The organism is Leisingera sp. XS_AS12, assembly GCF_041224635.1.
Lineage (GTDB): Bacteria > Pseudomonadota > Alphaproteobacteria > Rhodobacterales > Rhodobacteraceae > Leisingera.
Genome location: NZ_JBGFGM010000126.1, coordinates 31,796 through 46,217, shown reverse-complemented (window position 1 = coordinate 46,217; position 14,422 = coordinate 31,796). Strand labels below are relative to the sequence as shown.

Here is a 14,422-nt window from a genome sequence, read left to right as displayed (position 1 = left end):
GGATCTATCCTATGCGTTCTGCAGCAGCACGCGCTGCCTGTTTGCGGGCCAGATGGTCAACCCGGCCGACGTTATCAAGGGTCATTTCAGCGTCAATGAGATCACTTTCGCCTGACATCTGCTCCAGCACGGTTTCAACGACCACCGCCATGTCAGTGAAACGGATGCGCCCGGCGATGAAATCGTCCAACGCCTGCTCCTTGGCGGCATTGAAGGCGGCGCCCATCATGCCACCTCGGGCCATGACCTCATTGGCCAGCCGCAGCGCCGGGTAGCGCGCCGGATCAGGCGCGCGGAAATTCAGCTGCCCGATACGGGCCAGGTCCAGACGTTCGACCGGCAGGCTCTGCCGCTCGGGCCAATGCAGCGCGTAGCCGATTGCGTGGCGCATGTCCGCCGCCCCCAGATGCGCCATGATGGCGCCGTCATTGAAGCCGACCAGCGCATGCACCAGGGATTCAGGATGCACCAGGACTTCAATCTGATCCGGGCGAACGCCGAAATACTCCTTGGTTTCAATAACCTCCAAGGCCTTGTTGAACATTGATGCGCTGTCGATGGTAATCCGCTGCCCCATGTCCCAATTGGGATGCGAGGACGCCTGCGCCAGGGTGGCCTTGGGGAGATCTTCCAGCGGCCAATCGCGAAACGCGCCACCGGATGCGGTGATGATGATACGCTCCACCGCCGCGATATCTTCGCCCACCAGCCCTTGGAAAACTGCCGAATGCTCGCTGTCCACCGGCAGCAGCCGGGCACCATACCGCTCGGCCGTCTGCAGCAACAGCTGGCCCGCGCAGACCAGCGATTCCTTGTTGGCCAGCGCCAGAGTGGTGCCATGCTTCAGCGCTTCGAGGCCGGGCGCGAGACCTGCGGCTCCGACGATGGCGGACATGATCCAGTCTGCCGGGCGCGCCGCCGCCTCCAGCAGCGCCGTCTGCCCGGCCGCCGCCTCGACACCGCTTCCCTGAAGCGCTGCCTGCAGGGCGGGCAAGTGACAGTCATAGGCCGTGACAGCAATATCGGCGCGCAGGGCTATCGCGTCCTGCGCCAGCCGCTCGATGTTGGCACCGCCGGTCAGCGCCACCACGTTATAGCTATCGGGTGCGCGGCGGATCAGGTCGATGGTGTTTTGCCCGATCGACCCCGTTGCCCCGAATATCGAGATTTTACGCATGGTAGATCCTGTCTGGTCAGCCCCAGAATGCGGTCACGACCAGGAACATGGCCGCGGCCCCCAGCATGCCGTCGAACCGGTCGAACAGCCCGCCGTGCCCCGGGATGAGATTGCTGGAATCCTTGACGCCCATCTTTCGCTTCAAGGCGCTTTCCGCAACATCCCCTGCCTGGCTCGCCATCGACAGCAGCACCGACAGGACTACCATCCCTGCCCCCTTGTCCAGCCACACGGCAAACCCGGCACCAACAGCCGCCGACGCCAGCCATCCGGCCGAGGTGCCGCTCCACGTCTTCTTCGGGCTGACACGGGGCCAGAATTTCGGCCCGCCAATAATCTTGCCTGCGAAGTAACCGGCAACATCCGTCACCACGACGACGCTGACCAACCACAGCATTCCCAGCAGGCCTGTGTCCGGCTGCCCACGCAGCCAGATGAAGCCAAACCCGGCCAACATCACCCACAATGCAAACCCGGTGAAATGCTGCCTGTTCTCGCGGATCTGGCCAAAGCCGACCGTGACGGGCGCTGCAAGAACCGGCAATACCCAGGCCACCGGCAGAAAGGACGCCAGAAGCACTGCCAGGCCAGAGACGACACCCAGTTGCAGGGCCATCGCGGGCCGTTGCGGTGCCAGCATCCGCATCAGTTCCCAGATCATGCCACCGCAGCACAATGCGATCAGCGCATCAAAGACGATGCCGCCGACCCAGACCGCCCAGCCGCCGAGGCCAACCATGACGACCGCCGACAACAGCCTTGGCAGCAGGTCCGCCCAACGATCCTTGGCCGCGCCGCTCATGTCTTCACCGCTCCGAAACGGCGGTCGCGGCGTCCAAAACTACGGCACAACCGCGCCAATTCCTCGGCCGTGAAGTCTGGCCAGAGCGTATCGATGAATTCATATTCGGCATAGGCTGACTGCCACAGCAGGAAATTCGAAATCCGGGCTTCGCCGCTGGTGCGGATCACCAGGTCCGGGTCCGGCAACACGCAGGTATCAAGGTAACGCGGCAGCGTCTCGACGTCGACATCCTCGGGGTTCAGCCGCCCCTCTGCGACGTCACGCGCCAACCGCTTCGTGGCCCGAGCGACCTCGTCGCGTCCGCCGTAGTTCAGCGCGATCGTCAGCTGGGTGCCGTCGTTCTTCTGGGTCTTCTGTTCCAGCTTGTCCATCAGGTCGATCAGCTTGGCGTCCAGGCGCACCCGGTCGCCAATGAACCGCACCCGGACATTGCGCTCTGCCAGGGCATTCATCTCCTTGGAGATATAGCGGCGGAACAGGCTCATCAGACCTGCGACCTCGGTCTGGGTGCGTTTCCAGTTCTCGGTCGAGAAAGCAAAGATGGTCAGATATTCGACGCCCAGATCCGGGCAGCACTCGACAACTTCACGCACCCTGCGCGCACCTGCGTGATGACCAAAGAGGCGTGGACGACCCCGGGCCTGCGCCCAGCGCCCATTGCCATCCATGATGATCGCCACGTGGCGCGGACCGGTGCGCGCTGCCGGAGCTTCGCCGACAGCACTCACTCTTGGATTCGGATCATGCGGCATACTGTGCCGTCAGACCTGCATGATCTCGGCCTGTTTGGCCTCTAGCGCCTCATCCACGACCTTGATCATCTTGTCCGTCAGCTCCTGGACCTCTGCTTCCCAGAACTTCTGGTCATCCTCGGACATCCCGTCGGCCTTGGCCTTCTTGATCTGGTCCATGCCGTCGCGGCGCACGTTGCGGATGGCGACGCGGGCGTGCTCGGCGTATTGGCCTGCCACCTTGCCCAGCTCGCGGCGGCGCTCTTCGTTGAGCTCCGGGATCGGCAACATGATGATGGTGCCATTCAGCTGAGGGTTGATCCCCAGGCCCGACTCACGGATCGCCTTTTCGACCTTGCCGACCAGGCTCTTGTCCCAGACGTTGATGGTGACCATGCGCGGCTCCGGCACGTTGACGGTGCCCACCTGGTTGATCGGCGTCATCGACCCGTAGGCGTCCACCATCACCGGTTCCAGCATCGAGGCCGAAGCCCGGCCGGTGCGCAAGGAGGCGAATTCGGTCCGCAGATTGGCCATGGCGCCATCCATGCGGCGTTTCAGATCGTCGGTATCCAGTTCAAATTCATCAGACATGCTGCTCTCTCCCCTTATTTGAGGCGGTCTTCCCTTGGCTCATAAGCCATTGCCGGGCCGATGTATAGCGATCATGGCGAGGATTCGCAGCCAAGACCCTCCGCCGCGCCACCCCGGCCCGTCTCTACGCGTAAGATAGGCCGACGCCGAGAAAGGTCCTGCCTTTACCGCCCCAGGGGCGAGCATCAGACTGTGCGCCACAGACCGCGGAAAAGACAATGCGCGTGACGGTTCTCCGCCACGCGCATTTCAACTGGCCGAAATAGACCCGGCGGCAGGCAGGCCCAAAATTGCCCAAACCGGATTACCAGAACACCCTGCCGCCAGCCCGGACACTAACGGGTCCGCATGACACCTGGATGACAGGCGCGCACCCGGTCGCCACGACAAATGGCGCGCAGCGAAACCGGCGCGATCGCCCGGTGAGGGTCAGCCGTGTACCTTGGTATAGGTGCCCTTGCCTGCGAGAATGCCGCGGAAACCGCCGGGCTCATCCAGCGGGAAGACGATCAGAGGCAGGTTGTTGTCGCGGGCCAGGGCGATGGCCGAAGCGTCCATGACCTTCAACCGTTTGGCAAAGACGTCGTCGTAGCTGACCTCGTCGTAACGCACCGCGTCGGTGTGCTCCTTGGGATCCTTGTCATAGACGCCGTCAACACCGTTCTTGCCCATGAAGATCGCCTCGCAGGCCATTTCATTGGCGCGCAGCGTCGCGGCGGTGTCGGTGGTGAAATAGGGGTTGCCGGTGCCTGCCGCAAAGATGCAGACTCGCTTCTTTTCCAGGTGGCGCACGGCGCGACGGCGGATATAGGGCTCGGCCACCTCGTCCATCCGGATCGCGGAGATTACCCGAGTGAACACGCCCAGACCTTCCAACGCCGACTGCATCGCCAGCGCGTTCATCACCGTGGCCAGCATGCCCATGTAATCGGCGGTGGTGCGCTCCATCCCCTGGGCCGAGCCGGACAAGCCGCGGAAGATGTTGCCGCCGCCGATCACCATGCAGATTTCGACCCCCATGTCGTGCACGGATTTGACCTCACGGGCGATGCGCTGAACCGTCGGCGGATGCAGGCCGAACCCCTGATCCCCCATCAAGGCCTCACCGGAAATTTTCAGCATGACGCGTTTATAGGCGGCGGCCGGATCGAGCTCCGGCTTGTCTTGCGGTTGAGGCATGTTGCGCTCCAGAAGATGTGAGGGTTAGTTTGGCCGCAAAATGGATCAAATCGCCGTGGGATTCAATGCACGCGGCGCGGTTTGACCGCAGTTTTGCGCAAGCCGCCAGAGAAACGGAAAATACCAAGATGCAGCTGCCCGAAATCGCCCCGGACCTGCCGGTCCTGATCGCCGGGCCCACCGCCTCCGGAAAATCCGCGCTGGCACTCGAAATAGCCGAGCGCCACGGAGGCGTGATCGTCAATGCCGACGCAAGCCAGGTCTACGACTGCTGGCGGGTCATCACCGCGCGCCCTTCTCCGGAGGAGGAAGCCATTGCTCCGCATGCGCTCTATGGGCACCAGCCCTATGATGCCCCCTACTCCGCCGGGCACTGGTTGCGTGAGGTGCTGCCCCTGCTGGACGCGCGAGAGCGACCAATTATCGTGGGCGGAACAGGGCTGTATTTCACGGCCTTGACCGAGGGCATGGCGGAGATTCCCGCCACTCCTGCTGCGGTCCGGGCCGAGGCGGACAGCATGTCGCTGGACGCGCTTCTGGCCGGGCTGGATGCCGAGACCGCCAGCCGCATCGACCTGCAGAACCGCGCCCGTGTCCAACGCGCCTGGGAGGTGCTGCGCGCCACCGGTCGCCCCTTGGCCGGCTGGCAGGACGACACCCCCGCCCCGGCGCTTGCGCTCGAAGACTGTACCGCTCTGGTGTTGAACTCAGACAAGACATGGCTCGAAGCCCGCATTCGCCGACGTTTTGGCCAGATGCTGCAACAGGGCGCCCTCGAGGAAATCGAAGCGATGCGGGACCGCTACGACCCTGCCCTGCCGTCCTGCAAGGCGATCGGCGTGCCGGAACTGATGGCCTATGTGGCCGGAGAAATCTCCATCGAGGACGCCGAGGAACGCGCCGCAATCGCCACCCGGCAATTCGCCAAGCGTCAACGCAGCTGGTTTCGCGCCCGCATGAAGGCTTGGACCCAAGTGACACTCGGCTGAGGTCGCCGCTTGATCGGCAGCGCGCTGAAGCCTCTTGGCTGGCGGTGATAACCCGCCAGCACACCCCTGTAAATTCCATTCAAATTTTCACCTCATTTGGTGAAAACTTGCCCGAATCACCCGTTTCATGGCTGGTTTGAGGCGTCTTTTTCTTGACGCGATACGAAATGCCATTTGATCCCAGCTTCTCCAGGGACGTTCATGTCATGCCGCTCATTCGGCTCGCGCCAGACGGCGCATGGCAGACGGGCCTGTCCCACACCCGGAGCAGCCACCTGCTGATATGGATCACCCGCGGCCAGGGGCGCATCTGCGTCGACGGATCCCAGCGGGGCTTCGGCCCCCATCATGCTATCTTCATTCCGGCTGGCACCCTGTGGTCCGCGGACTTCTCGCGGCAGTGTCTTGGACAGGTGCTCGAGATCACCGGCCCGCCGTCGCCGCCGTTTCCGGAGCATGCCACGCACAAGCGACTTGCCAACCTGCAGGAGCAAAGCCGACTGAGCGCGCTCCTGGAGACGATCAACCGCGAGCAGGCGGCGCAAGAGACACATTGGCAGCGTGCGGTACATGCCCTCAGCCAGCTGGCTGCCATCAGCCTCCAGCGCCAGGCTGACGCAACCCCGGAACCGGCTCGCAGCTCGGCCGCGCGTCGACTAAGCCGCGCCTATTGCCGCCGGATCGCGAAACATCCCGGCGCACAGACCTGCATGGCCGACCATGCCGCGGCGCTGTCCGTGACCCCCACCCATCTCACCCGTGTCTGCAAAGCCGAAACCGGTCGAACCGCCGCGGCCCTGCTGACGGAGCATCAGCTACATGCGGCACGGGGTCTGCTGATTTCCACCGATCTGCCGATCCGGGACATTGCTGGCCGCCTCGGCTTTGGCAGCGCCGCCTACTTCACCCGCTTTATCACCCACCACACCGGCAAGACACCCAGCGCGCTGCGCAAATATGCCCAATCCAGCGCCGACTGATCCCCCGGGCAGTGGGACGCCCCGATTCCCGCCCCTCCCCGTCCTGCGTTGCGACATCCGCCTGTCGCTCAGAGAGATTCTGTACACAAGTGAACAGAAGTGGGAGTTGAAAACCCCCAAACCGCAGAAAACGACAGGAAAAATGTCGTTATTCGCCCCCAAAATACCGAAACTATGGATTGACGAAATAAAATATCTCTGCCCGAATGGAGCCATGGGGAAACTTTAACACAAAGAAATCTCACAGCCGCCCATCCAACGGGGCAGCTGAGCATGTCTATCGTGCGACACGAAATTTCCAGACAAAACCAGGGAGACCCACATGACCAAGGACATCCGTACCGCCGCCCCGATCCACTGGGCCGCCAAGATGCACGCCAGGGAAGTTTTGGACGGCAAGCTGGACCGGCGTGAATTCCTCAGCCGGGCCACGGCACTGGGGGTGAGCGCATCTGCGGCCTATGGTCTGCTGGGCATGGCAGCCCCGGTTCGCGCCGCGGAAGACGCCAAGCAAGGCGGCACTCTGCGCATGCAGATGGAAGTGCGCGCGCTCAAGGATCCGCGCACCTACGACTGGACCCAGATCGCCACGTTCACCGCGGGCTGGCTGGAATACCTGGTGGAATACAACAGCGATGGCTCGTTCGCGCCGATGCTGCTGGAAAGCTGGGAGGCCAACGACGACGCCACCGAATTCACCCTGCATGTGCGCAAGGGGGTGAAGTGGAACAATGGCGATGACTTTACCGCTGAAGACGTCGCCCGCAACATCACCGGCTGGTGCGACAAGAGCATCGAGGGCAACTCGATGGCGGGCCGGATGGCCTCGCTGATCGACAACGAGAGTGGCAAGGCCGCCGAAGGGGCGATCACCGTGGTCGACAGCCACACCGTGGTCCTGCGCCCGCAGACCCCCGACATCACCCTGATCCCCGGCATGGCCGACTACCCGGCGGCGATCACCCACGCCAGCCACGACCCGGCGACCATGCTGGAGAACCCCATCGGCACCGGCTACATGCTCCCGGAAAGCATGGAAGTTGGCGTCAAGGGCGTGCTGGTCCGCAACGAGAACCACGAGTGGTGGGGCTATGAGGCCGGAAAGGGCGGCTACCTCGACCGTATCGAGTTCATCGACTACGGCACCGACCCCGCTGCCTTCCTCGCCGCCTATGAGGCCGAGGAAATCGACATGAACTGGGAATCGGTGGGCGAATACGTCGATATCTTCGATGGCATCGGCCTCACCCGTTCGGAAATTCCGTCTGGCTTTACCATCGTGATCCGGCCCAACCAGCAGGCCGAGGTCGACGGCAAGAAACCCTATGCCGACAAGCGCGTACGCCAGGCGCTGGCAATGGCGGTAGATAACGCCGTCTGCCTTGAACTCGGCATGTCGGGCTATGGCGTCGTCGCCGACAACTGTCACGTCGGGCCGATGCACCCCGAGCATGACCCCAGCGTGACCCGCCTGCCCTATGACCCGGAAAAGGCACGCGCGCTGATGGAAGAGGCAGGCATGCTGGACTACGAGCATGAGCTGCTGTCTATTGATGACGACTGGCGCAAGAACACCACCGACGCGGTCGCCGCGCAGCTGCGCGACGCGGGTTTCAAGGTCAAGCGCACCATTCTGCCGGGCTCGACCTTCTGGAATGACTGGGCGAAATACCCGTTCTCCTCGACCAACTGGAACCACCGCCCACTGGGCACACAGGTGCTGGCGCTGGCCTATCGCTCGGGCGAGGCCTGGAACGAAAGCGGCTTTGCCAATGAGGAGTTCGATGCCCTTCTGGCCGAAGCCAACTCGATCGCGGACGCAGACAAGCGGCGCGAAGTGATGGGCAAGCTGCAAGCCATCATGATCGAGGAAGGCGTCACCATCCAGCCCTACTGGCGCACCGCAATTCGGCACCACACCGATGCCGTCACCGGCGTCGACAAGCACATTGCCGATCTGCCGCAGATCTACAAATGGGCGCGCAAAGCCTGATCTGACCCAACCGGTCGCCCACGCCGGGCGGCCGACCGCTTCTGGACGCAAGTCGCGCCCTTTGCCTGACCGGCATATGCCGGTCAGACCCGGACTGTGCGCAAAGCCACCAATGGGAGCAATCCATGGGAGTGTTCATCCTCAGACGGGTCGGTGTAATGCTGCTGACCGCGCTCTGCCTGACCTTCGTCGTGTTCTTCATGACGAACCTCTATCCAAACCTTGAAAAGCTGGCCAAGACCCAGGGCAACTTCCGCATGTCGGACGAGGCCGTGGCAACCTGGCTGGAACGGGGCGGCTACCTGCAATCCACCCCCAAGAAGTACCTGGAGTGGATCGGGCTGGCGCCGTCCTACCGGCACGTCGCCGAAGATGGAACGGTCACAGGGCGCTGCATCCAACCTGGCATGACGGCAGAGGAAGCCCCCCGCTACTGCGGCATCCTGCAGGGCTACTGGGGCTATTCGACCGTGTTCCGCGACGAGGTCGGCAATATCATCGCCACCCGTCTGGGGCTGACCGGTTACCTGATGTTCTGGGTGATGCTGATCATGGTGCCCTCGGCCCTCATCCTCGGCGTGCTGGCCGGGATGCGTGAAGGCTCGGCAATGGACCGCTCCCTGTCGACGGTGGCGATCACCACCACGGCGACACCGGAGTATGTCTCGGGCGTTCTGTTCATCGCCATCTTTTCCTCCTCCGCAGTGGGGCTGAAGTGGTTCAAGGGCACCGCCACCAGCGCCATGGAGAACCCGAATTTCGAGAATTTCACCCTGCCGGTGCTGACGATCGTGCTTTACGGCATGGGGTACATCGCCCGCATGACCCGCGCCTCGATGACCGAGGTGATGACGGCGCAATACATCCGCACCGCGCGGCTGAAGGGCGTGAGCTTTCACAACATCGTGCTGAAACACGCGTTGCGCAATGCGCTGATTGCCCCCTTCACCGTCATCATGCTGCAGTTCCCATGGCTGCTGAACGGCGTGGTGATCGTCGAAACCCTGTTCAACTACAAGGGCTTCGGCTGGACGCTGGTGCAGGCAGCCGGCAACAACGACATCGAACTGCTGCTTGGGGTTTCGGTGGTCTCGGTCCTGGTGGTTCTGATCACGCAGCTGATTTCCGACATCGGCTACGTGTATCTGAACCCCCGGATCCGGATTTCTTGAGGGAGGCCGCAGATGGAACCACTTGGCACGTTTGAGATCACCCTGCGGATCCTTTACCAGCTGTCGCCGGTCTGGGTCACGCTGGTCATCCTGTTCATCTTCTCCATCGCCTTCAAGCGGCGACTGGGGCTCTATGGCAAGCTGTTCGACAGTCCGATCGGCATGATCGGCTTTGGCATGGTGATGTTCTGGGTCTTCACCGGCATCTACGGGGCCATGGACATGATCGTGACCCATGATCCGCTGGCGCAGCTGTCCGGGATGAAGAACAAGGCCCCCGGCACCCCGCTGCGCAACCCGGAGGAAGGCAGCTACCCCTACTATCTGCTTGGCGGCGACAACCTTGCACGGGACGTGTTCAGCCGTCTGGTCAAAGGGGCCTGGGTGGTGGTGCAGATCGCGCCGCTGGCAACCCTGTTCGCCTTCATGGTTGGCATCACCCTGGGCCTGCCCGCGGGCTACTACGGCGGACGAATGGATGTGTTCCTGTCCTTCCTCGCGAACCTGATCCTGGCCTTCCCGGTGATCCTGCTGTTCTACCTTCTGGTCACCCCGGAGATCGTTGCCACAGGCGTGCCGAACTACATGGCGATCGTGCTGTTCCTGTTCCCGATTGTCTTTGTCACCGTATTGCTGAACACGCGCTATTACACCCGCCCCAAGCTTCGCAACCCGCTGCTCGCCGGGGTGCTGGTGATCGCCTTCTGGCTCTACCTGCAAACGGTCTCCAATGGCGGCTACCTGGTGAACACGCCGACCTTTTCCCTTTGGGGCTTGCCCCGCGTTCTGGATTTCTTTGACATTCCCGGCGGCATCCTGGTGGTGTTCGTTTCGGTCGTCTTCGTCAACTCGCCCACCGTGTTCCGCATCGTGCGCGGGCTGACGATGGACATCAAGACGCGCGACTATGTCGCCGCCGCCCAGACCCGTGGCGAAGGCCCGTGGTACATCATGCTGTGGGAGATCCTGCCCAATGCCCGCGGACCGCTGATCGTCGATTTCTGCCTGCGCATCGGCTATACAACCATTCTGCTGGGCACCTTGGGCTTCTTTGGGCTGGGACTGCCGCCGGAAAGCCCTGACTGGGGCTCGACGATCAACGACGGGCGCAAGCTGCTGTCGGTCTACCTGCACCCCGCCCTTGCGCCGGCCTTTGCGCTGCTGACGCTGGTACTTGGGCTGAACCTGCTGGCCGACGGGTTGCGCGAAGAAAGCCTGAAAGACTGATCCGTACCGACGGGACCGGGGGGATGCCCTCCGGCCCCTCGGCGACTTGGGGCAAACGGAAAGACAGGTTTCCAGCTCCGACAGGGAGAATTGAACATGAGCAAACTGGCGGACTACGACGGCCCGATCCTTGAAATCGACAAACTGTCGATCTCGTTCTTTACCCGACTGCGCGAGATCCCGGCGGTAATGGACTTTTCAGTCACTGTTCAGCCGGGCGAAGCGGTCGGCCTGGTCGGGGAATCCGGCTGCGGCAAATCCACCGTGGCGCTGGGCGTGATGCAGGACCTCGGCAAGAACGGCCGGGTGGTCAGCGGCAGCATCCGCTTCAAAGGACGCGACCTGGCCGAGATGACAGCCGAAGAGTTGCGCGACATCCGCGGCAACGAGATCGCGATGATCTATCAGGAGCCGATGGCCAGCCTGAACCCGGCGATGAAGATCGGCAAGCAGTTGATGGAAGTGCCGATGATCCACGAAGGCGTCGGCCAGAAGGAAGCCTATGCCCGCGCCTTGGAGGTGGTGACCGACGTCCGCCTGCCCGACCCCGAGCGGATGCTGAACTCCTATCCGCACCAGCTGTCGGGCGGCCAGCAGCAGCGCATCGTCATTGCGATGGCGCTGATGTCCAAGCCCTCGCTGCTGATCCTGGACGAGCCGACGACCGCGCTTGACGTGACGGTCGAGGCCGCGGTGGTGGATCTGGTCAAGGATCTCGGCAAGAAATACGGCACCTCGATGCTGTTCATCTCGCACAACCTCGGCCTGGTTCTGGAAACCTGCGACCGCCTTTGCGTGATGTACTCCGGCGAAGCGGTCGAGCGCGGTTCGATCCATGACGTCTTCGACGAGATGCAGCACCCCTACACCCAGGCACTGTTCCGCTCCATCCCCCTGCCCGGAGCCGACAAGAACGCCCGCCCCCTGGTGGCAATCCCCGGCAACTTCCCCTTGCCGCATGAACGCCCGCCCGGCTGCAACTTTGGGCCGCGTTGCGACTACTTCGAGGCCGGGCGCTGCGATGTGGATCAGGTCATTCCGATGCGGCCGGTGCCGGGGAACGACCGCCACGAGACCCGGTGTCTCCGGTTCGAGGAGATCGACTGGAACGCCCCGCTGACCCTTGCCGAGCAGAAGGAGAAATCCGCCCCCGGCAAGGTCGTGCTGAAAATGGACAACCTCAAGAAATACTACGAGGTTGCCGCCAACGCGCTGTTTGGCGGCGGCGAAAAGAAGGTCGTGAAGGCGAACGAAACGCTCAGCTTCGAGGCCCGCGAATCCGAAACCCTTGCCATCGTCGGGGAATCCGGTTGTGGCAAATCTACCTTCGCCAAGGTGCTGATGGGTCTGGAAACCGCGACCGAGGGGGAAATTCTGCTGGATGGCCGCAATATCGAGCAGACCCCGATCGAAGCCCGCGACACCCGCACCATTTCAGACGTGCAGATGGTGTTCCAGAATCCCTTCGACACGCTGAACCCCTCGATGACGGTGGGACGTCAGATCATGCGGGCTCTGGAAATCTTTCAGGTCGGCGATTCCGAGGCAGAGCGACGTCAGAAGATGCTGGAACTCCTCGACCTGGTGAAACTGCCCCGCGCCTTCGCAAACCGCATGCCCCGGCAGTTGTCGGGCGGCCAGAAGCAGCGTGTCGGCATTGCCCGCGCCTTTGCGGGCGGCGCACGGATCGTGGTGGCGGATGAACCGGTCTCGGCGCTGGATGTGTCGGTGCAGGCCGCCGTGACCGACCTGTTGATGGAGATCCAGCGGAAGGAGAAGACCACGCTGCTGTTCATTTCGCATGACCTCAGCATCGTGCGCTATCTCAGCGATCGCGTCATGGTCATGTATCTCGGGCATGTGGTGGAACTGGGCGACACCGAACAGGTCTTCTCGCCGCCCTACCATCCCTACACCGAGGCGCTATTGTCCGCCGTGCCGATCGCCGACACCTCGGTCGAGAAGGAACATATCGTTCTGGAAGGCGACATTCCCTCGGCGATGGATCCGCCGCCGGGCTGCCCGTTCCAGACCCGCTGCCGCTGGAAGTCCGAAGTACCCGGCAATCTGTGCGAGCGGGAGGTGCCACCGCAACGCCAGCTGGGCAAAGGTCACCAGATCAAGTGCCATCTGGACGATGCAACGCTGGCACGGATGACGCCGGTCATCAAAACCGCGGCCGAGTAACCGAAGCTCCGCCACGATCTGCCGGGCGCAGGTGACATGGAACGCACCCGCGCCCGGCGATAAGTGTTCTGTTGCAGCGAAGGAGTGGGCGGTCCGTTCAGCTCAGCAGCAGGACGACGATCATCAAAAGGTTCATCGAGGCAAATTGCATCAACCGCGGCGTCTTCCTGCCCTGCCAGGCCGCCGCTATGGCCGCCGTCACCGACAGTGCAAGCCCAGCCAGCGACAGGCCGCCGCCGATCAGCCCGGCAAACCCCGTTCCCGGCCCCCAAGGCGATCCCTCCAGCGTCATGCCTTTCAGCCCGACACCGATCAGCAGGCCGGTAATCGCCGCTGCGAGGCTCAACACGGCGCTGCGCGGCCGTCGTGGCAGGCGCGCGCCCAGCATGTTGTCGATCAGCGCGCGGCTCGGCACCGCCGTGGGGCGCCACTCGATCCGATGAACCCGTTCCTCGAAGCTGTTGACATACATGGGTTAAATCTCCTGGCAGCGTGTATTTTCAGCCGAGAGATTCATGAAAAATTTAGACAAATACATGGCAAACCCACGGAGTTAACGGGGCATTAACGGATCTTACCCGAAGATTAATGCCCGACGTCAGCCGACAAGCGCGGTTAGCTGCCCCAGATCTTCTTGACGTAATTCTTCGTCTCTTTGTACGGCGGGATGCCGCCGTATTTGCGCACCGCCTCAGGCCCGGCGTTATAGGCGGCCAAGGCCAGCCGCCAATCCCCGAACTTGCGATACTGCTGCGCCAGGTAGCGCGCGCCCCCTTCCAGATTCTGCCGCGGCACCGCCGGGTCCACCCCCAGCGCCCGCGCCGTCGCGGGCATCAGCTGCGCAAGTCCCAGCGCGCCCTTGTGCGACTTGGCGGTCGGGTTCCAGTTGCTTTCCTGTTGCACCAGCCGCAGGAACAACTCCTCGGGCACATTGTGCTTGCGCGCCGCCTCGCGCGCCATGGTCAGGAACTCGCCCCGGTACTTGCCATTGTAGCGCAAGGTCGCCGCCGCCGAGGGCACCTCGTAGGTTTTAGGCTGCAACCTGACCGAATTCCTGTACTGGCTGGCCGCGCGACCATCCAGCACCCGGGTATGGGCGGCAAACAAGGCCTTCCGATTCTTGCTGCTTAGTACATCCGCGATGGCAGGCTGCCCTACCCCGACAATTGCAATAACGAACCCAGCAACGGCTTTTCGCATGTCCGCTGTCCTGACACTGTCCCACTCGCGGGGACTATACCCGATGCGCCACAAATTTAAAGCAATCGCGTCGCAAATCCGCCATTCCCCGCCACCGCACGGGATTTCCTCCACAGAGACCGGGTTTCCTCACCCCGCATGGGCCTATACTGTGCATGCAACCGGCGCGGCGGGATTCGCCCCGCACC

Annotated in this window: 13 protein-coding genes; 6 read left to right on the top strand and 7 right to left on the bottom strand. The window is 62.8% G+C overall.

All coding sequences use genetic code 11. The features are described from left to right. Window positions 1-4: 4 nt before the first annotated feature. From dxr to pyrH, 5 genes are all read right to left on the bottom strand, one after another. Window positions 5-1,177: a 1-deoxy-D-xylulose-5-phosphate reductoisomerase gene (dxr, locus tag AB9K35_RS20525; RefSeq protein ID WP_369929021.1), complete on the bottom strand. Its 1,173-nt coding sequence runs from the start codon at window positions 1,175-1,177 to the stop codon at window positions 5-7. Window positions 1,178-1,193: 16 nt separating this feature from the next. After that, entirely contained in the window at window positions 1,194-1,979 is a 786-nt protein-coding gene (locus tag AB9K35_RS20520) for a phosphatidate cytidylyltransferase (RefSeq protein ID WP_369929019.1), read from the bottom strand. Further along, the gene (locus tag AB9K35_RS20515) at window positions 1,976-2,734 is read right to left on the bottom strand and encodes an isoprenyl transferase (RefSeq protein ID WP_369929017.1); all 759 of its coding nucleotides are present in this window, start codon (window positions 2,732-2,734) and stop codon (window positions 1,976-1,978) included. The genes AB9K35_RS20520 and AB9K35_RS20515 overlap by 4 nt, the downstream gene beginning before the upstream one ends. Before the next feature lie 9 nt (window positions 2,735-2,743). Further along, window positions 2,744-3,307, bottom strand: a complete 564-nt coding sequence (gene frr, locus AB9K35_RS20510) for a ribosome recycling factor (protein WP_369929015.1) — start codon at window positions 3,305-3,307, stop codon at window positions 2,744-2,746. Window positions 3,308-3,736: 429 nt separating this feature from the next. Further along, a complete protein-coding gene (gene pyrH / locus AB9K35_RS20505) occupies window positions 3,737-4,486 on the bottom strand; it encodes a UMP kinase (RefSeq protein WP_222453326.1) in 750 nt (249 codons plus the stop codon). 128 nt (window positions 4,487-4,614) lie between these two features. Here pyrH and miaA point away from each other — a divergent pair, with 128 nt between their 5' ends. The 6 genes from miaA to AB9K35_RS20475 all read left to right on the top strand — a co-directional run bounded on the left by miaA (window position 4,615) and on the right by AB9K35_RS20475 (window position 13,034). Next, on the top strand, window positions 4,615-5,475 hold the full coding sequence (gene miaA, locus AB9K35_RS20500; RefSeq protein ID WP_369929013.1) for a tRNA (adenosine(37)-N6)-dimethylallyltransferase MiaA: 861 nt from the start codon (window positions 4,615-4,617) through the stop codon (window positions 5,473-5,475). Window positions 5,476-5,681: 206 nt separating this feature from the next. Next, window positions 5,682-6,455 carry a helix-turn-helix transcriptional regulator gene (locus AB9K35_RS20495; protein WP_369929011.1) on the top strand — a complete coding sequence of 258 codons (774 nt, stop codon included), beginning with the start codon at window positions 5,682-5,684 and terminating at the stop codon, window positions 6,453-6,455. Window positions 6,456-6,777: 322 nt separating this feature from the next. Next, on the top strand, window positions 6,778-8,448 hold the full coding sequence (locus AB9K35_RS20490) for an ABC transporter substrate-binding protein (RefSeq protein ID WP_222453329.1): 1,671 nt from the start codon (window positions 6,778-6,780) through the stop codon (window positions 8,446-8,448). Between the two features lie 125 nt (window positions 8,449-8,573). Next, the gene (locus AB9K35_RS20485; RefSeq protein ID WP_222453330.1) at window positions 8,574-9,620 is read left to right on the top strand and encodes an ABC transporter permease; all 1,047 of its coding nucleotides are present in this window, start codon (window positions 8,574-8,576) and stop codon (window positions 9,618-9,620) included. Window positions 9,621-9,632: 12 nt separating this feature from the next. Continuing rightward, window positions 9,633-10,847 (top strand): ABC transporter permease, encoded by a 1,215-nt coding sequence (locus tag AB9K35_RS20480; RefSeq protein WP_369929008.1) that lies wholly within the window; start codon window positions 9,633-9,635, stop codon window positions 10,845-10,847. Between the two features lie 96 nt (window positions 10,848-10,943). After that, window positions 10,944-13,034: a dipeptide ABC transporter ATP-binding protein gene (locus AB9K35_RS20475; RefSeq protein WP_369929006.1), complete on the top strand. Its 2,091-nt coding sequence runs from the start codon at window positions 10,944-10,946 to the stop codon at window positions 13,032-13,034. Between the two features lie 97 nt (window positions 13,035-13,131). On the opposite strand, the gene AB9K35_RS20470 is transcribed toward AB9K35_RS20475, so the two are convergent. Together AB9K35_RS20470 and AB9K35_RS20465 are read right to left on the bottom strand one after the other, a co-directional pair. Further along, a complete protein-coding gene (locus AB9K35_RS20470; protein WP_369929004.1) occupies window positions 13,132-13,506 on the bottom strand; it encodes a hypothetical protein in 375 nt (124 codons plus the stop codon). Window positions 13,507-13,649: 143 nt separating this feature from the next. Continuing rightward, entirely contained in the window at window positions 13,650-14,234 is a 585-nt protein-coding gene (locus AB9K35_RS20465; RefSeq protein ID WP_369929002.1) for a lytic transglycosylase domain-containing protein, read from the bottom strand. Window positions 14,235-14,422 lie beyond the last annotated feature (188 nt).